Origin of the sequence: Enterobacter sp. Crenshaw (assembly GCF_024734705.1) — a bacterium.
Lineage (GTDB): Bacteria > Pseudomonadota > Gammaproteobacteria > Enterobacterales > Enterobacteriaceae > Enterobacter > Enterobacter asburiae_B.
This window is the reverse complement of record NZ_CP102932.1, coordinates 1948642-1965262: the sequence shown is the minus strand read 5'-3', so window position 1 is coordinate 1965262 and position 16621 is coordinate 1948642. Positions and strand designations below refer to the sequence as shown.

Here is a 16621-nt window from a genome sequence, read left to right as displayed (position 1 = left end):
CATGAGCCAGGTTAAAGAGGTTATTGTACAGGGGTTGTGGAAAAACAACTCCGCGCTGGTCCAGCTTCTGGGGATGTGTCCCCTGCTGGCGGTAACGTCCACCGCCACCAACGCGCTCGGTCTGGGTCTGGCAACCACGCTGGTGCTGACCCTGACCAACCTCTCCATCTCCGCCCTGCGCCGCTGGACGCCGTCGGAAATTCGTATTCCGATTTATGTCATGATCATTGCGTCGGTGGTCAGTATCGTCCAGATGCTGATTAACGCCTACGCGTTCGGCCTGTACCAGTCGCTCGGGATCTTTATTCCCCTTATCGTCACCAACTGTATCGTCGTTGGCCGTGCGGAAGCGTTCGCGGTGAAAAACAGCCCCGCCATGTCGGCGCTGGATGGTTTTTCCATTGGAATGGGCGCCACCTGCGCCATGTTCGTGCTGGGCTCGCTGCGCGAGATCCTCGGTAACGGTACGCTGTTTGACGGCGCAGATGCGCTGCTGGGCGGCTGGGCCAAAGCGCTGCGCGTTGAAGTGTTCCACACCGATACGCCATTCCTGCTGGCAATGCTGCCCCCTGGCGCGTTTATTGGCCTTGGCATGATGCTGGCGATAAAATACCTGATTGATGAGAAACGTAAGCGCCGCGCGGCTGAGCGTAGCGTTCTGGAAGGGACACCCGAGAAGGCTTCATGAATAAAGAAAAGCGCATTGCGATCCTGACCCGTCTGCGGGACGAGAACCCGCACCCGACGACGGAGCTGAATTTTACCTCCCCGTTTGAGCTGCTGATCGCGGTGTTGCTCTCTGCACAGGCGACCGATGTGAGCGTCAATAAAGCCACTGCCCTGCTCTATCCGGTCGCCAATACGCCGAAAGCAGTGCTGGAGCTAGGCGTGGAAGGCGTGAAGTCCTATATCAAAACCATCGGCCTGTTTAACAGCAAAGCCGAAAATGTGATTAAGACCTGCCGGATCCTGCTGGAACAGCACGGAGGCGAAGTACCGGAAGATCGCGCCGCGCTGGAAGCCTTACCGGGCGTGGGGCGTAAGACTGCGAACGTGGTGCTCAACACCGCGTTTGGCTGGCCGACCATCGCCGTGGATACGCATATTTTCCGCGTGTCTAACCGGACTAACTTCGCGCCGGGGAAAAATGTTGAGCAGGTCGAAGAGAAGCTGTTAAAGGTGGTTCCGGCCGAATTTAAGGTTGATTGCCATCACTGGCTGATTCTGCACGGTCGCTATACCTGTATTGCCCGTAAGCCTCGCTGCGGCTCCTGCATTATTGAAGATCTCTGCGAATACAAAGAAAAAGTGTATCCCTGATCGTCACAATCCCTTACCAAAAGAAGGGCTACCAGGCACCCTTCTTTTGGCCGTTATTTGTCCGTCTTTCATTCCCCCTGACCTGTCACTTGTTCGGTTGTTTAACGCTCAAACAGGTTAATACTTTTTTCATAGCCAAAAATTTCTATATGTCTGTGATCGCGATCACCCTGATAACTTCATGTTGAATTTTTGTTGTCAAAATCCTCCTAAACCCTTTGTCTGACAAGATACTCTCCTTCCATCACCGAAGATAAGACCAGCTATTTTTCAGAATATGGCCCATATCACTGCATTAAGCGGCAAATAGCAGAACATATCGCCAAAAGCCGGTCGGGGTGGGTTATTGCCAGTCGAAAAAACTACCTTTACTCATCGTATGAAATTTAACGCTGAATAACATTTATATGAACCGACGATTATACCACTTCAGATATATGTAACAGATTATTACAAACGTATTGCCAGATGGGGCAGGATAGTGAACATTACCCGCCGTTTCTCCTCCCAATATAACTATAAGGCGTATGGACTACGGCCATCACGCTATGAACACCCCCGTTAATATGGGATGTAAAAAAAGAGGTATATGTGTCTACTGCAAACAATAAACCAACAGATGAAAGCGTGAGTCTTAACGCTTTTAAACAGCCTAAAGCGTTCTATCTCATCTTCTCTATCGAGTTATGGGAGCGTTTTGGTTATTACGGCCTGCAAGGGATCATGGCGGTTTACCTGGTAAAACAGCTGGGTATGTCCGAAGCCGATTCCATCACGCTGTTCTCTTCCTTTAGTGCTCTGGTGTACGGTCTGGTCGCTATTGGCGGCTGGCTGGGTGATAAAGTCCTCGGGACTAAACGCGTCATCATGCTGGGCGCCATTGTCCTGGCGATTGGCTATGGTCTGGTTGCATGGTCAGGGCATGATGCCGCTGTCGTGTATATGGGTATGGCGACGATTGCCGTCGGTAACGGTCTGTTCAAAGCGAACCCGTCCTCCCTGCTTTCTACCTGCTATAACAAAGACGATCCGCGCCTGGACGGTGCATTTACCATGTACTACATGTCCATCAACATCGGTTCGTTCTTCTCGATGCTGGCAACCCCATGGCTTGCGGCGAAGTTCGGCTGGAGCGTGGCGTTTGCGCTGAGCTTCGTGGGCATGCTGATCACCGTGGTCAACTTCCTGTTCTGCCGCAGCTGGGTTAAAGACTACGGTTCAAAACCTGACTTCGAGCCTGTGCATATGGGCAAACTGCTGGCCACCATCGTGGGCGTTGTTGTCCTCGCGGCAATCGCCACCTGGCTGCTGCACAACCAGGGTATCGCCCGTGCCGTTCTGGGCGTGGTCGCGCTGGGTATCGTGGTTATCTTTGCGAAAGAAGCGTTCGCCATGCAGGGTGCTGCCCGTCGCAAGATGATTGTGGCGTTCATTCTGATGCTGGAAGCGATTATCTTCTTCGTGCTGTACAGCCAGATGCCAACCTCACTGAACTTCTTCGCCATTCGTAACGTTGAGCACTCAATTCTGGGCATCGCGTTCGAGCCGGAACAGTATCAGGCGCTGAACCCGTTCTGGATCATGATTGGTAGCCCGATTCTGGCCGCTATCTATAACAAGATGGGCGACCGTCTGCCAATGCCGCACAAGTTTGCGATCGGTATGGTGCTGTGCTCCGGCGCGTTCCTGGTGCTGCCGCTGGGTACCAAATTTGCCACCGACGCGGGTATCGTGTCCGTTAACTGGCTGATCCTGAGCTACGCGCTGCAGTCTATCGGTGAACTGATGATCTCCGGTCTGGGTCTGGCGATGGTTGCACAGCTGGTGCCGCAGCGTCTGATGGGCTTCATTATGGGTAGCTGGTTCCTGACCACTGCCGGTGCGGCAATCATTGCGGGTAAAATTGCGAACCTGATGGCTGTGCCGGAAAACGTCACTGACCCACTGGTCTCCCTGAACGTCTACGGTACCGTGTTCATGCAGATTGGTATCGCTACTGCGGTTATTGCAGTTCTGATGCTGCTGACCGCGCCGAAACTGAATCGTATGACTCAGGACGACGACAAGACGGCTGAAGCGACCAAAACCGCTACCGCGTAAGATTATTGAGAAACGACAGAACAGAAGCCGCTAATGTATTAGCGGCTTTTTTTTTGTCCGTTGGCGCACTAACATAGCTGAAACCTCAGCAAAAAGGAGTTACCGATGAAACTGTTCTACAAACCGGGCGCGTGCTCTCTTGCTTCCCATATCACCCTGCGCGAGAGCGGCAAAGATTTCACGCTGGACGGCGTTGATCTGATGAAAAAGCGTCTGGAAAATGGCGATGATTTTCTTGCCATTAACCCCAAGGGACAAGTTCCGGCGCTCTTGCTGGATGACGGTACTCTGCTGACCGAAGGCGTCGCGATTATGCAGTTCCTGGCCGATAGCGTACCCGATCGCCAGCTGCTGGCTCCGGTCAGTACCATTTCTCGCTATAAGACGCTGGAATGGCTGAACTACATTGCAACCGAGCTGCACAAAGGTTTTACGCCGTTGTTCCGCCCGGATACGCCAGAGGAGTTCAAACCGACCCTGCGTGCGCTTCTTGAGAAAAAGCTGCAGTACGTTAACGAATCGCTGAGAGACGAACAGTGGATTTGTGGTTCGCGCTTCACGATTGCCGATGCGTATCTGTTTACCGTGCTGCGCTGGGCGCGCGCGGTTAAGCTGAACCTGGAAGGGTTAGACCATATCGCATCGTATATGAAACGCGTGGCGGAGCGTCCTGCAGTGGCTGCGGCGCTGAAAGCGGAAGGGTTGAACTAACCGAGCGGCCTGTGTTGCCGGGTGGCGCTAACGCTTACCCGGCCTACACGTTTTGGCTGGCTATAACCGGGTTGCGCTGAAATAGTGCTCCGGCTTCGCGATACGATCCTGTGCCGCAACCACCTGCAGTTCATATTCCTGCATCTCTTTCGTCGCAATCATGATTTCGTACACCGCCGCGGTAACGTGTTCCAGCGCGTCACGTATCGTCGCCCCCTGCAGTAATTTCACCAGCAGCAGACCACTCGTAACATCTCCGACCCCAACCGGCTGGCGCAGGCCGAAATCCACCAGCGGACGGCTAATATGCCAGGCGTCATCTTTCGTCACCAGAAGCATCTCAAAACGGTCCTGACTCAGCCCTGCGCGGGCGAGATGTTTTACCAGCACCACCTCAGGCCCCTGAGCGATCAGTTCGCGAGACGCGCTTACCGCCTCTTTTACGCTGTTAACCGGACGCTCGCAGAGAATTTCGAGCTCGACCAGGTTTGGCGCAATGATATCGCTGGCGGGCAGCGCGTGGCGGACGTGAAACTCTGCGACGCCTGGCGCCACGATACAGCCTTTCTCCGGATGGCCCATGACGGGGTCGCAGAAGTATTTTGCCGCCGGGTTTGCGGCTTTCACCTGACGTACGATGCCGAGGATATGCTCCCCCTGCTCCGCTGAGCCGAGGTAGCCGCTCAGCACGGCGTCACAGCGTCTGAGCTGGTCGATATCGGCAATCCCCTGCACAACCTCGGTGAGGTGCGAAGGCGGCATTACGCAGCCGGTCCATTTGCCGTATTGCGTGTGGTTAGAGAACTGCACGGTATTAAGGGGCCAGACGTTGACGCCGAGGCGACGCATCGGGAATTCCGCGGCGCTATTGCCAGCGTGTCCAAAAACAACGTGGGACTGAATGGCGAGGATGTTCTTCATTTTTTTCTTACCAAACCCTGAAAACACAAAAGGGGCGTGGTTTCCCACGCCCCTGGAGACTGTTAATTATTTCCAGCAGACAAGGCAGTAGTTTTTCTTACCGCGACGCAGCAGCGTGTAGCGACCATACAGACGGTCACCGTCAACGAAGGTGTATTCCGGATCAGCCTGTTTCTCGCCGTTGATGGTAATAGCGTTAGACGCGATGGTTTTACGCGCCTGACCGCGCGAAGGCTGGAGCTCAGAGTCCACCAGCGCCTGCATCAGGTCAGCCCCTTTTTCCATCTCAACCATTGGCACGCCGTCCTGCGCCAGCTGTTCGAAGTCCGCTTCGCTCAGATCGCTCAGGGTACCGTTGAACAGGCTTGCGGTAATACGTTTTGCCGCGGCCAGACCTTCTTCACCGTGAACCAGTTTGGTGACTTCGTCCGCCAGCACGTACTGGGCACGCGGTGCTTTACCGCTGTTTTTGTCTTCTTCTTCCAGCGCGTTGATGTCTTCGATGTCCATAAAGGTGAAGAACTTCAGGAAGCGGTAAACATCGGCATCCGCCGTGTTGATCCAGAACTGGTAGAATTTGTACGGGCTGGTTTTCTTCGGATCGAGCCATACCGCGCCGCCTTCGGTTTTCCCAAATTTGGTGCCGTCTGCCTTGGTGATCAGCGGAACGGTCAGACCGAAGACCTGGTTCTGGTGCAGACGACGGGTCAGGTCGATACCGGAGGTGATGTTACCCCACTGATCGGAACCGCCAATCTGCAGGGAAACGCCGTGCAGCTTGTTCAGGCAGGCAAAGTCATAACCCTGCAGCAGGTTGTAGGAGAACTCGGTAAAGGAGATACCCTGGTCGTCACGGTTCAGACGCTGCTTCACGGCCTCTTTGTTAATCATCTGGTTAACAGAGAAGTGCTTGCCGATGTCGCGCAGGAAGGTCAGCACGTTCATGCTGCCAAACCAGTCGTAGTTGTTCGCGGCAATGGCAGAGTTTTCACCACAGTTGAAGTCGAGGAATGGTGCAACCTGTTTGCGGATCTTATCCACCCACTCCTGCACGGTATCTTCGGTGTTCAGTTTACGCTCAGCGGCTTTAAAGCTTGGGTCACCAATCAGGCCGGTCGCGCCGCCCACCAGCGCAACAGGCTTATGGCCCGCCATCTGGAAGCGTTTCAGGCATAACAATGGAACAAGATGCCCCAAATGCAAGCTGTCAGCGGTGGGATCGAAGCCGCAATAGAGCGCGATCGGGCCTTGCGCCAGTCGCTCTGCTAACGCTTCCTCGTCCGTCACCTGGGCCACGAGGCCCCGCTCTTGCAATTGTTTAATCAAGTTACTGCTTGCCATCAAATTCTCCATGTATAAACGACTGCACCTTTGCCGGTACACGACTTTTCGCCTGATGCGAAAGGACAATAGAATAAAGCGCAAGCGCGGTGTGCGCTAGCGCTTAAATCAACAAATTTCGGGGATTACGGTGCCAGTCTGTCGATTTTCCAGCCGCCATTCTCGCGCTGGTATAAAAAGCGGTCGTGCAGGCGATGTTCGCCCCCCTGCCAGAACTCCATCTGCTCAATCGGGATGCGGAAACCGCCCCAGAAGCTTGGCAAAGGAATTTCACCCTGCTGGAACTTCTGTTTCAGCTCCAGGAATTTACTTTCCAGCACGCCGCGGGCGGAAATTCGGCTGGACTGTTTTGATACCCAGGCGCCAATCTGGCTGTCGCGCGGGCGGCTGTGGAAATACTTCACCACTTCCAGCGTCGAGAGACGTTCCGCCTTGCCGGTGACCATTACCTGACGTTCCAGCATGTGCCAGGGAAACAGCAGGCTGATACGCGGATTGTTTTCTAAATGGTGCGCCTTACGGCTACCGAGGTTGGTATAGAACACCAGCCCTTTCTCGTCATAATGCTTGAGCAATACGATGCGCTGATAAGGTTGGCCGTTTTCATCCACCGTCGCGACAACCATGGCGGTTGGGTCGGCGAGTTTCGCTTCGCAGGCCTGTTTCAGCCAGCGTTCAAAAAGCACGAGGGGCTCAGCGGGAAGATCCTGGCGACGCAGGCCGCCTTTAGTGTATTCACGGCGCAGATGCGCAATTTGCTGCAGTTCGTCGTTATCTGACATGGCGTTAGCTGACATTGAGAGTGGGTGGCGCTATTGTGCGCCGCCCCTGTAAAAATCTCAACGCTTCGGATTTTCGAGCTGGCAATTGTTCAGCACAATGCGGTCGCGTTTGTAGACCGTGGCGCTGTCGCCTTTCGACCAGAAGACGTAGATACCGTCGGAATAACGTGCGCCGGAGGCTGACATCCCCTGCTTCAGCGTCAGCAATTTATTGTCATAAACAAAACTGGCTTCCTGACGTGGGTTATTCAGCTTGACGGTCAGCGGTTTTTCATCGCAGCGATACTCCAGCGTATCAGTCTGCATGCGCTCAAGAAGCTGGTTATAGACGCTGCATCCTGACAGCAATAAAGGCGCGGCAATAAGAAGAAGTTTTTTCATGGGCGTATTCCGAAGACTTTCCTGGTCCTGGAGGGCATGGCTGCCCTCCTGTTTCGTTCCATTCTAACGATGACGCGCCGCGCTGAATTTCAGTTAACTCTGATTATGACGAGGATTTGCCGGGAAAATCGCCCCGAGGACGCTCGCCTCACGCGCGCCGGTCACCGACGGCAAGTTGCCCGGCAGTCCGGCAATGGTGCGCCAGGCGAGCCAGGCGAAGGCCAGCGCTTCCATATCATCCCCGCTGATGCCGGCCTCATCGGTCGTGGTCACTTCGGTACCCGACAGTAGCCCCGCAAGACGCGCCATCACCAGCGGGTTGCGGCTTCCTCCGCCGCACACCAGCAGGCGTTCACATCCGCCGCTGAGCAGAACCTGTTCGGAGATCGACACGGCCGTCAGCTCGGCAAGCGTCGCCTGGACATCCTGCGGCGCGAGCGCCGGGAATGGCGCCAGCTGACGCTCAAGCCAGCCCAGGTTGAAGTATTCACGCCCCGTGCTCTTAGGGGCCGGCAGGGCAAAATAAGGATCGCTCAGCATCGACTGCAGCAGCGGAATAATCACTTTTCCCCCGCTCGCCCACTCCGCGTTTTTATCATACGGTTTTCCGCACTGCCGCCAGATCCAGGCATCCATTAACATATTGCCCGGGCCGGTATCGTAGCCGCGGACGGGCTGTCCCGGGATGAGCATTGACAGGTTGGCAATCCCGCCAATATTGAGCACCATGCGACGTTCTGTAGGGTGCGCCAGTAACGCCTGATGGAACGCGGGTACCAGCGGCGCGCCCTGCCCGCCAAGGGCGATATCGCGACGACGGAAATCGCCTACCACAGTCACGCCCGTTTTCGCCACAATCTGGTTGTTATCGCCGATTTGCAGAGTATGCGGGGCATCTCCGCCGGGCTCATGCCAGACCGTTTGTCCGTGACAGCCGATGGCCACCACATCCTGCGGGCGAAGATGTTCTTTTTGCATCAAAGCCTGCACTGCATCCGCAAATAGCGCCCCCAGGCAAACATCAAGCTGTCCAAGCTGGGAGAGGGTCAGCTGCTGCCCCTGACAGATACTCAGAATATCCTCTTTCAGTGAAATGGGGATTGGCCAGGTCAGGCTCGCCTGCTGCGCCACCATGTTTTCGTCAATGGCGGCCAGAACGACATCTACCCCATCCAGACTGGTGCCTGACATCACACCAATGTAGCGACCCGATTTCATGCGCTTTCCTTACGTTGCGTGGGCTAAGGATATCCACTCAACCATAAACGGCGCAGCTTTGCCATCCGGCGATAATATTTTTTAACAATGTCAGACGGGTAACACGGGCGGATCCTGTTTATGTCTCGTTAAGTCAAATTCAAGTACAATTTTCTTATTGTTAGTGCAAAGATATGAACTATGGCCCCTTATGCCATATAATTTAGCCATAACGGATGCCCCCAATCGGGCGTTTTTGGTGAACAGGAGATTCAAATGATTTTACGTGTACTGGGCGTTTCGCTGATTGGTTTAACTCTGGCTGGCTGTGTGAATGACAGTTCACTTTCTGGCGACGTTTACAGCGCTTCTGAAGCGAAACAGGTTCAGAACGTGACTTACGGTACCGTTGTTAACGCACGCCCTGTACAGATCCAGGGTGGTGATGAAAGCAACGTGATGGGCGCAATCGGCGGTGCCGTGCTGGGTGGTTTCCTCGGTAATACCGTCGGCGGCGGCACTGGCCGTTCTCTGGCAACGGCCGCAGGCGCCGTTGCGGGTGGCGTAGCCGGCCAGGGCGTTCAGGGTGCGATGAACAAAACCCAGGGCGTAGAGCTGGAAATTCGTAAAGACGACGGCAGCACGATCATGGTTGTTCAGAAACAAGGCAGCACTCGCTTCTCTGCAGGCCAGCGCGTTGTTCTGGCAAGCAACGGAAGTCAGGTGACCGTTTCACCACGTTAATTAAAAATGGATGTGGCCATCAGGCCACATCCATTTACATTATTTATCACTCCCACAAATATATTTACAAAATACATTCACCCTACCCATTATTAACCACGCCATATATTGTTTCTGCGCAAAGTATTTAGCGTGCTAATTGATTACACTCTCCGCAATACCCTCCCCTTAATTCATTATAAAGTCATTAAAACCATATATGTTTGCGAATCGCCGTTCTTTAAAGGGCCGTTATATCTCGTTCTGTCTAGGTTGTATTGCTGTTATCGGCATATTACACGCCCTGTTTTCAAAAATTGCCGAATGGGTTCCTACCTTTTCGTCTCACTTGTTCCCTACGCTCACCATTTTTTTACTGGTGTTTGATCTGTTTATTGCCTGTTTTATGGCAATGAAATACTGGTGTGACCGAAAACGGTTGTATCTGGTATCGCTCGCTTTTGCCTTTGCCGGGTCGGCATCGCTGATGGTCGGAACGCTGTGCAGCTTTCCCGCCTGGCTGGACCTCTATCAGTTCAACGCGGTGAACTACAACGATGCGATGATTTTCTATATGTTCCGCCATCTCTTAATGGCGGTGCTAATAATCGTTTCGTCAATACTCTATACCACGCGCAATTGTCCCCTTTCGCGGCTGGCACATATCGCTATTGTGAGCGGCGAGTTTCTGTTTACCGTCTTTGCAGTAGGTTTGGCCTGGATGTATTCCAGTCATTCTTCCTTTTTATCCATTGATCTTGTTGATAATGAAACCCGTGAGTTTATGGTTCTCTGGAGCCACTTTATTAATATTGCATTGATTGCACTCTGGGTGGTCACATTAGCCACGCTGATGTTTATTACGCGTATACGCAACTTATTCTGGGTGGGCGGTAATTTTCTGTGCGTCTGCTATATCGTCACGCTCTCAATGCTGTTAGTGGGTGGACATGTTGAAGATGTCTCCTGGTATCGCGCTCGCTTATTTGAAACCGTCGCCACGCTGATGATCATTTTTGTTCTGCTCTACGATGTTTTCAGGCTGTATCGCGACTCGCACGTTAAGTATCAGCAGTCTTACCAGAACTCCATTCGCGACCCGCTGACGCGCCTGTATAACCGCAGTTATTTTTATGAAACATTAAAGCAGGCGCTGGATATCGCCAAACCCAGCCGTCCGGTTTCCGTCATCGTCAGCGATCTCGATCGCTTCAAGCGTATCAACGACACCTACGGGCATCTTCAGGGCGACAAGGTCCTGCAGTTTGTTGCTAATCTGCTGATGGATTCCGTGCGCCCCCAGGACATCGCGGCCCGTATCGGTGGTGAGGAGTTTGTTCTGATGCTGGCCAACACCTCATCAGACGCGGCGTATCAGGTGGCGGAACGCATACGGTTAAATCTGAGCAGCTTCGATAACGCCAGCAGCGGCGGTCAACTACCGGAGCCAATCACCATCAGCATGGGGGTATTTACGGCAACGTCACCCGCAATAGCCGCAGAAACGTGCGTGGAAAATGCCGACAAAGCGATGTATGAAGCGAAGGAGACGGGCCGTAACCGCGTGGTCGCCTTTAAGTAAAAAAAGGCCTTGCTGCTGCAAGGCCTTGTTGTTTGTCAGTCGCGCGACTGTAGCTCATGGATGTTTTGCTCAAGGCGCCCAATGAGGCTGATGAGCATTTCCAGCTCCGCCGGTGAAACGCCTGACAGGATTTCACCGCGCGTCTTAGTGATCACGGCTTCCATTTCCGTGATGATAGGCGCCGCTTTCTCGGTGAGTTTAATCCGCTTGGCGCGACGATCGCTGGCGCAGGTTTGCCGCGAGATCAACCCCTTCTCTTCTAGCTGGTCAAGCGTGCGCACCAGCGACGGTTGCTCAATCCCTATCGCTTTTGCCAGTTGAATTTGCGACTGTTCGGGCGGCAGCTGATGAATGTTGTGCAGCGTGACCCAATGCGTCTGTGTGAGTTCCAGAGGTTTCAGGCGATGGTCAATCAGAGCACGCCAGACGCGTACCAACCTTGCCAGATCAGAACCTAATGGCGATTCCAATTTCATCTCCTTATAATTAGCTTGCTAAGTTATTATACTGATTTTAGAATAGTGTGCAGCATTTGTATTGCCAAAACAAATGCAATACTGCATTCATCGAACTTAAAAGTATGACTTACACTGAATTGTGATGCTTCATCATACTAAGACAAGCCAACGCGGCATTCTGTTCACTGCAAAGGATTTCTGCCCGTGACGTTTTTTCATCGCTCAGAGGGTTTACCCCTTCAGGACCTGATCTTCGGTGCGTCAGTCTACTTTCCTCCCCTGTTTAAGGCCGTTCTGGTGGGCTTTATCCTCTGGCTCATCGCGCATCGTCTGCTTCGCGACTGGATGTACTCCGGCGAAATCTGGCATCCCATGCTGATGGATCTTTCCCTGTTTGCCCTTTCCGTATGCCTGGGCCTTGCCGTTTTGACTGTGTGGTGAATATGTCCCTTAAAACGCTAAAGTACTTTTCCACCCTGTTAGTCCTTGCCCTCGCGCTGGTTGCGGGCTGGTGGATGTGGAATTTTTATATGCAGTCGCCCTGGACGCGTGATGGCAAAGTCCGCGCCGAGCAGGTCAGCATTACCCCTCAGGTGTCGGGAAGTATTACGACGCTGTTGGTTAAGGATAACCAGTTCGTCAAAAAGGGAGACATTTTATTCCGCATCGACGACACCCCGTACCACATTGCGATCCTGAACGCCCAGGCGCAGCTGGCTAAAGCCCAGTCGGATCTGGCAAAGGCCAACAACGAGGCCAACCGCCGCCGCCACCTGTCGCAAAACTACATCTCAGCGGAAGATTTAGACACCGCCAATATCAACGTTAAGGCGATGCAGGCTAGCGTCAACGTGGCGGAGGCGACGCTGAAGCAAGCGCAGTGGCAACTGACCCAAACCGTGATTACGGCACCTGTTGATGGATGGGTGACCAACCTCTCGGCCCGCGTGGGGAATTATGCCACCACGGGACAACCGATATTCGCCCTCGTCGACAGCCACTCCTTCTACGTCGTGGGCTATTTCGAAGAGACCAAGCTTCGGCATATTCGCGAGGGTTCGCCAGCCGCAATAACGCTTTACAGCGGCCCTCAAAAGTTACAGGGTCACGTGTCCAGCATTGGCCGCGCTATTTACGATCAAAGTGTTGAAACGGATTCAGGCCTGGTGCCGGACATAAAGCCGAACGTTCCCTGGGTGCGTCTGGCCCAGCGCGTTCCGGTTCGCGTGGAGTTTGACCGCTTGCCGGAGGACATTACCCTGGTATCCGGCACCACCTGCACTGTCTCCATCGGAAACCGGTGATGAAGCTGCAGGGTATCTCCTGGCAAAACACGCCGTGGATGAAAGCAACGCGTCCCCAGTGGCGCTACGCGCTGCGTAACGGCATTGCCATGTGTCTTGCGTTGACTGTGGCTTATTACCTTAACCTGGATGAGCCCTACTGGGCGATGACGTCTGCGGCGGTGGTCAGTTTTCCGACGGTAGGCGGAGTGATCAGTAAAAGCCTTGGCCGCATCGCGGGCAGCCTGCTGGGCGCCACCGCGGCGTTAATTATCGCGGGCCATACGCTGAACGATCCGTGGCTGTTCATGCTGAGCATGGCGGCATGGCTGGGGTGCTGTACCTGGGCCTGCGCCCATTTTACCAATAACGTCGCCTACGCGTTTCAGCTGGCGGGCTATACCGCCGCCATCATCGCCTTTCCGGTGGTTAACGTGCTCGACACCACCGAGCTGTGGGATATTGCCCAGGCGCGCGTCTGTGAAGTGATTGTCGGGATCCTCAGCGGCGGCTTTATGATGATGATCCTCCCCAGCACATCCGACGGCACCGCGCTCATCACCGCGCTAAAAACCATGCATACCCGATTACTGGAACACGCGAGCCTGCTGTGGCAACCGGATTCCAGCGACGATATCCGCCTCGCGCATGAAAAGGTTATCGGACAGATCCTGACGATGAATCTGTTGCGCATTCAGGCGTTCTGGAGCCACTACCGCTTTCGCCGCCAGAACACACTTCTTAACTATCTGCTGCACCAGCAGCTGCGCATGACCAGCGCCATCTCCAGCCTGCGCCGGATGCTGCTCAACTGGCCGACGCCGCCTGAAAATACCCGGGCCGTGATTGAAACGCTGCTCGCGGCCCTTGCGCGCCCGGATGCGGACATTTACACCGTAGCGCGGATTATCGCCCCGCTCGCCCCGGTTGATGAGTACGACTACCGCCATCGCGCCTTCTGGCAGCGCCTGAATTACTTTTGTCGGCTGTACCTGCGCAGCAGCCGCTGGATTACGGCCGTCGAAAACGCGACCCCGTTGACGGAGTTCAACGTCCCCGGCAGCCCGGCACTTGCGCGCCATACCGACTATCTGGAAGCGCTGTGGAGCGGTTTTCGCACCTTCTGTGCGCTGATGCTGGTGGGGGCGTGGAGCATTACCACGCAGTGGGAGTCCGGTACGGCGGCCCTTACGCTTGCCGCGATCAGCTGCGTGCTTTACTCCGTGGCGGCCTCGCCGTTCAACTCGCTTACGCTGCTGCTGCGCACGCTGGTGCTGCTGTCGCTGTTCAGCTTCGTGGTGAAGTTTGGCCTGATGGTGCAGATAAGCGATCTGTGGCAGTTCCTGCTTTTCCTGTTTCCCCTGTTAACCACCATGCAGCTTCTGAAGCTGCAAATGCCTAAGCTGGCGGGCCTCTGGGGACAGCTGATTGTCTTTATGGGCTCGTTTATCTCCGTGACGAATCCACCGGTTTATGATTACGCCGATTTTCTCAATGACAACCTGGCGAAGATCCTTGGCGTGGGGCTGGCGTGGCTGGCTTTCGCGGTGTTACGTCCCGGCTCCGATGCACGCAAGAGCCGCAGGCATATCCGGGAGCTACGCAGAGGGTTTGTCGACCAGCTCAGCCGTAAACCGCATCTGAGCGAAAACGAATATGAATCGCTGGTCTATCATCACGTCAGCCAGCTGAATAACAGCCAGGACGCGCTGTCCCGGCGCTGGCTGCTGCGCTGGGGCGTGGTGCTGTTGAACTGCTCGCACGTGGTCTGGCAGCTGCGCGCGTGGGAAACGCGTTCCGATCCGCTGTCGCAGGTTCGTGATGTTTGCATCTCCCTGCTGCGCGATGTAATGAGCGAGCGCGGTGTCCAGCAGCGGCCGCTGGAAGCCACGCTGAATGAACTGCAGCGGATCTGCGATACGCTGGCACAGCATCATCTGCCCGCAGCCCGTGATTTGGCCTCAATAATCTGGCGCCTGCACTGCTCGCTGTCGCAGCTGGAACAGGCACCGCCACCGGGAACGATTGGGGATCAGATCACGCCGCACGCATAGCGTGCTCCGCCGCCGCCAAGCGGTTTAGGCCGATCGGACATATTGTCGCCGCCGACATGGATCATCAGCGCCTTGCCTTTCACCTCATCCAGCTTTTTCAGTCGCGGCGCGACAACAGGATCGGTGGCTTTACCGTCGTTATTCACCACCAGCACAGGCAGATCGCCTAAATGCCCCATTCCTTCAGGGCCTTCATGCTTGCCGGAATGCTGCGGATCGAGGTGCCCTCCTGCCGCTTCCGCCGCAGACGGTTTACCTTCTTTTAAAGCGGGCTGACAGCTGCCTTTGGCATGAACATGGAAACCATGTTCACCGGGAGGGAGGGCTTTGAGGTTGGGGGCGAACTCCAGCCCTTTATCGGTTTCAGTGATTTTCACCGTTCCGATGGACTGACCCACACCCTGTGGGGTGACGAGATTCATTTCCACTTCGTCACTGGCTGCCTGCGCCCCTGCGCAAACAACCAGCGTGACCAGTGCCAGAGCAAAACGCTTCATAGTGACCTCCGCGGGTTATTTTTTGCCCCTTAAGTGTATACCAGAGGCAAAGATTTCACCGGAAAGCCACTTTCAGGCGGTTTATGGTACGTCGTAACCCAGCGCGGCCTTACGGATGCGGAACCACTGCTGACGGGTCATCTGCAGCTCTTCAGCGGCCAGTGCAGAACGCACGCGTTCTATTTTGCCGGAGCCGATAATGGGCAGCGGTTTTGACGGCAGGCGCAGGATCCATGCGTAAACCACCTGTTCGATGCTCTCCGCGTTCAGTTCGCGGGCGATGGTTTCAAGCTCGTTGCGCAGCGGCTGGAATTCATCATCATTAAACAGACGACCGCCCCCCAGACACGACCAGGCCATTGGGCGAATGCGCAGCTGCTGCAGCTGATCGAGGGTACCATCCAGCAGCAGCGGCTGGTGTACCGGGGAGATCTCAACCTGGTTGGTGGCGAGGGTGAACGGCAGACGAGACTGAAGCAGCGCAAACTGTGCCGGGGTAAAGTTAGACACGCCGAAGTGACGCACTTTTCCACTCTGATGCAGGTTCAGGAAGGCTTCCGCTACCTCATCGGCATCCATCAGCGGGTCGGGGCGGTGGATTAACAGCAGGTCGATACGATCGGTCGCCAGATTGACCAGCGACTGCTCGGCGCTCTTGATGATATGCGCGCTGTCGGTGATGTAATGACCGAGGGCATGTTCAGGTTTTGCCGTGGTGGCAATCCCACACTTCGTGACGATCTCCATGCGGTCGCGCAGGGCCGGAACCAGCTTAAGCGCCTCGCCGAACGCGGCCTCGCACTGGTAGCCACCGTAAATATCCGCATGATCAACCGTGGTGATGCCTAAATCGAGGTGCTCTTCAATAAAGCTCGCCAGCTGGAGCGGGGACATATTCCAGTCCATCAGACGCCAGTAGCCCATCACAAAACGGGAGAATTCTGGCCCCTGGGGGGCAAGGGTAATTCGCTGAACCATAACATTTTCCTCAAGGACGTAATGTCATAAGTATACGCAATTACCGTGTTAAAAAAGTGAAGGTTGCTGGGGTTCTTCGGTCTCACCCGCTTTGTTTGCGCGTATTTTGCGCAGAAGACGCTGTCGGCAAAGGCGTAACACCTCCTGCTTTTGCGTGTCGCTAAAGTTTTGCCAGTTAAAACGCTCATCGCGGGTACGCATGCACCCGCGGCAATATCCGCGTTCATCGACCTGACAAATACCCCGGCACGGGCTCTGGATGGGGAAAAACTCCAGCTGCTCTGCCACACTCA

At 54.8% G+C, this 16621-nt stretch carries 18 protein-coding genes; 9 read left to right on the top strand and 9 right to left on the bottom strand.

Annotation, left to right across the window (positions count from 1 at the left end):
* Nucleotide 1: 1 nt before the first annotated feature.
* The 4 genes from NWV12_RS09435 to gstA all read left to right on the top strand — a co-directional run bounded on the left by NWV12_RS09435 (nucleotide 2) and on the right by gstA (nucleotide 4131).
* On the top strand, nucleotides 2–688 hold the full coding sequence (locus NWV12_RS09435) for an electron transport complex subunit E (protein ID WP_023617347.1): 687 nt from the start codon (nucleotides 2–4) through the stop codon (nucleotides 686–688).
* Nucleotides 685–1320: an endonuclease III gene (gene nth / locus NWV12_RS09430; protein ID WP_048979523.1), complete on the top strand. Its 636-nt coding sequence runs from the start codon at nucleotides 685–687 to the stop codon at nucleotides 1318–1320. The genes NWV12_RS09435 and nth overlap by 4 nt, the downstream gene beginning before the upstream one ends.
* A 591-nt stretch (nucleotides 1321–1911) precedes the next feature.
* A complete protein-coding gene (dtpA, locus tag NWV12_RS09425) occupies nucleotides 1912–3420 on the top strand; it encodes a dipeptide/tripeptide permease DtpA (RefSeq protein WP_033145330.1) in 1509 nt (502 codons plus the stop codon).
* A 105-nt stretch (nucleotides 3421–3525) separates the two neighbouring features.
* On the top strand, nucleotides 3526–4131 hold the full coding sequence (gstA, locus tag NWV12_RS09420; protein ID WP_048979515.1) for a glutathione transferase GstA: 606 nt from the start codon (nucleotides 3526–3528) through the stop codon (nucleotides 4129–4131).
* 60 nt (nucleotides 4132–4191) lie between these two features.
* On the opposite strand, the gene pdxY is transcribed toward gstA, so the two are convergent.
* From pdxY to anmK, 5 genes are all read right to left on the bottom strand, one after another.
* Nucleotides 4192–5052 carry a pyridoxal kinase PdxY gene (gene pdxY, locus NWV12_RS09415; RefSeq protein WP_048979560.1) on the bottom strand — a complete coding sequence of 287 codons (861 nt, stop codon included), beginning with the start codon at nucleotides 5050–5052 and terminating at the stop codon, nucleotides 4192–4194.
* 66 nt (nucleotides 5053–5118) lie between these two features.
* Nucleotides 5119–6393 carry a tyrosine--tRNA ligase gene (gene tyrS / locus NWV12_RS09410; RefSeq protein ID WP_033145328.1) on the bottom strand — a complete coding sequence of 425 codons (1275 nt, stop codon included), beginning with the start codon at nucleotides 6391–6393 and terminating at the stop codon, nucleotides 5119–5121.
* 125 nt (nucleotides 6394–6518) lie between these two features.
* The gene (gene pdxH, locus NWV12_RS09405) at nucleotides 6519–7175 is read right to left on the bottom strand and encodes a pyridoxamine 5'-phosphate oxidase (protein WP_024909355.1); all 657 of its coding nucleotides are present in this window, start codon (nucleotides 7173–7175) and stop codon (nucleotides 6519–6521) included.
* Nucleotides 7176–7232: 57 nt separating this feature from the next.
* Nucleotides 7233–7556 (bottom strand): C-type lysozyme inhibitor, encoded by a 324-nt coding sequence (mliC, locus tag NWV12_RS09400; protein WP_023311369.1) that lies wholly within the window; start codon nucleotides 7554–7556, stop codon nucleotides 7233–7235.
* Between the two features lie 93 nt (nucleotides 7557–7649).
* Entirely contained in the window at nucleotides 7650–8774 is a 1125-nt protein-coding gene (gene anmK / locus NWV12_RS09395; RefSeq protein WP_048979505.1) for an anhydro-N-acetylmuramic acid kinase, read from the bottom strand.
* 255 nt (nucleotides 8775–9029) lie between these two features.
* Between anmK and slyB the strand changes: the two genes are divergently transcribed.
* Entirely contained in the window at nucleotides 9030–9497 is a 468-nt protein-coding gene (slyB, locus tag NWV12_RS09390; protein ID WP_023311367.1) for an outer membrane lipoprotein SlyB, read from the top strand.
* 199 nt (nucleotides 9498–9696) lie between these two features.
* Nucleotides 9697–11058: a GGDEF domain-containing protein gene (locus NWV12_RS09385; protein WP_048979501.1), complete on the top strand. Its 1362-nt coding sequence runs from the start codon at nucleotides 9697–9699 to the stop codon at nucleotides 11056–11058.
* A 35-nt stretch (nucleotides 11059–11093) separates the two neighbouring features.
* Here NWV12_RS09385 and slyA read toward each other — a convergent pair whose 3' ends face one another.
* Nucleotides 11094–11534 (bottom strand): transcriptional regulator SlyA, encoded by a 441-nt coding sequence (gene slyA, locus NWV12_RS09380; protein ID WP_033145325.1) that lies wholly within the window; start codon nucleotides 11532–11534, stop codon nucleotides 11094–11096.
* A 186-nt stretch (nucleotides 11535–11720) separates the two neighbouring features.
* On the opposite strand from slyA, the gene NWV12_RS09375 reads away from it, so the two are divergent.
* Genes NWV12_RS09375 through NWV12_RS09365 form a run of 3 tightly spaced genes read left to right on the top strand, consistent with a single transcriptional unit; the run spans nucleotide 11721 to nucleotide 14853 of the window.
* Entirely contained in the window at nucleotides 11721–11957 is a 237-nt protein-coding gene (locus tag NWV12_RS09375) for a DUF1656 domain-containing protein (protein WP_032657739.1), read from the top strand.
* Nucleotides 11958–11959: 2 nt separating this feature from the next.
* On the top strand, nucleotides 11960–12820 hold the full coding sequence (locus NWV12_RS09370) for an HlyD family secretion protein (protein WP_048979497.1): 861 nt from the start codon (nucleotides 11960–11962) through the stop codon (nucleotides 12818–12820).
* The gene (locus NWV12_RS09365) at nucleotides 12820–14853 is read left to right on the top strand and encodes an FUSC family protein (RefSeq protein ID WP_048979496.1); all 2034 of its coding nucleotides are present in this window, start codon (nucleotides 12820–12822) and stop codon (nucleotides 14851–14853) included. The genes NWV12_RS09370 and NWV12_RS09365 overlap by 1 nt, the downstream gene beginning before the upstream one ends.
* Here NWV12_RS09365 and sodC read toward each other — a convergent pair.
* The 3 genes from sodC to NWV12_RS09350 all read right to left on the bottom strand — a co-directional run bounded on the left by sodC (nucleotide 14832) and on the right by NWV12_RS09350 (nucleotide 16616).
* The gene (gene sodC, locus NWV12_RS09360; protein WP_047061660.1) at nucleotides 14832–15350 is read right to left on the bottom strand and encodes a superoxide dismutase [Cu-Zn] SodC; all 519 of its coding nucleotides are present in this window, start codon (nucleotides 15348–15350) and stop codon (nucleotides 14832–14834) included. The two genes, NWV12_RS09365 and sodC, sit on opposite strands and share 22 nt — an antisense overlap.
* 81 nt (nucleotides 15351–15431) lie before the next feature.
* On the bottom strand, nucleotides 15432–16328 hold the full coding sequence (locus NWV12_RS09355; RefSeq protein ID WP_032638255.1) for an aldo/keto reductase family oxidoreductase: 897 nt from the start codon (nucleotides 16326–16328) through the stop codon (nucleotides 15432–15434).
* A gap of 48 nt (nucleotides 16329–16376) precedes the next feature.
* The gene (locus tag NWV12_RS09350; RefSeq protein ID WP_008500587.1) at nucleotides 16377–16616 is read right to left on the bottom strand and encodes a DUF1289 domain-containing protein; all 240 of its coding nucleotides are present in this window, start codon (nucleotides 16614–16616) and stop codon (nucleotides 16377–16379) included.
* Nucleotides 16617–16621 lie beyond the last annotated feature (5 nt).

What these genes read in the sequence shown, in the direction of transcription:
- pdxH (WP_024909355.1), bottom strand. Translation starts at nt 7,175, where the DNA reads ATGTCAGATAACGACGAACTGCAGCAAATTGCGCATCTGCGCCGTGAA.
- tyrS (WP_033145328.1), bottom strand. Translation starts at nt 6,393, where the DNA reads ATGGCAAGCAGTAACTTGATTAAACAATTGCAAGAGCGGGGCCTCGTG.
- NWV12_RS09435 (WP_023617347.1), top strand. Translation starts at nt 2, where the DNA reads ATGAGCCAGGTTAAAGAGGTTATTGTACAGGGGTTGTGGAAAAACAAC.
- pdxY (WP_048979560.1), bottom strand. Translation starts at nt 5,052, where the DNA reads ATGAAGAACATCCTCGCCATTCAGTCCCACGTTGTTTTTGGACACGCT.
- nth (WP_048979523.1), top strand. Translation starts at nt 685, where the DNA reads ATGAATAAAGAAAAGCGCATTGCGATCCTGACCCGTCTGCGGGACGAG.
- anmK (WP_048979505.1), bottom strand. Translation starts at nt 8,774, where the DNA reads ATGAAATCGGGTCGCTACATTGGTGTGATGTCAGGCACCAGTCTGGAT.
- NWV12_RS09370 (WP_048979497.1), top strand. Translation starts at nt 11,960, where the DNA reads ATGTCCCTTAAAACGCTAAAGTACTTTTCCACCCTGTTAGTCCTTGCC.
- NWV12_RS09385 (WP_048979501.1), top strand. Translation starts at nt 9,697, where the DNA reads ATGTTTGCGAATCGCCGTTCTTTAAAGGGCCGTTATATCTCGTTCTGT.
- gstA (WP_048979515.1), top strand. Translation starts at nt 3,526, where the DNA reads ATGAAACTGTTCTACAAACCGGGCGCGTGCTCTCTTGCTTCCCATATC.
- mliC (WP_023311369.1), bottom strand. Translation starts at nt 7,556, where the DNA reads ATGAAAAAACTTCTTCTTATTGCCGCGCCTTTATTGCTGTCAGGATGC.
- sodC (WP_047061660.1), bottom strand. Translation starts at nt 15,350, where the DNA reads ATGAAGCGTTTTGCTCTGGCACTGGTCACGCTGGTTGTTTGCGCAGGG.
- slyB (WP_023311367.1), top strand. Translation starts at nt 9,030, where the DNA reads ATGATTTTACGTGTACTGGGCGTTTCGCTGATTGGTTTAACTCTGGCT.
- NWV12_RS09355 (WP_032638255.1), bottom strand. Translation starts at nt 16,328, where the DNA reads ATGGTTCAGCGAATTACCCTTGCCCCCCAGGGGCCAGAATTCTCCCGT.
- NWV12_RS09365 (WP_048979496.1), top strand. Translation starts at nt 12,820, where the DNA reads ATGAAGCTGCAGGGTATCTCCTGGCAAAACACGCCGTGGATGAAAGCA.
- slyA (WP_033145325.1), bottom strand. Translation starts at nt 11,534, where the DNA reads ATGAAATTGGAATCGCCATTAGGTTCTGATCTGGCAAGGTTGGTACGC.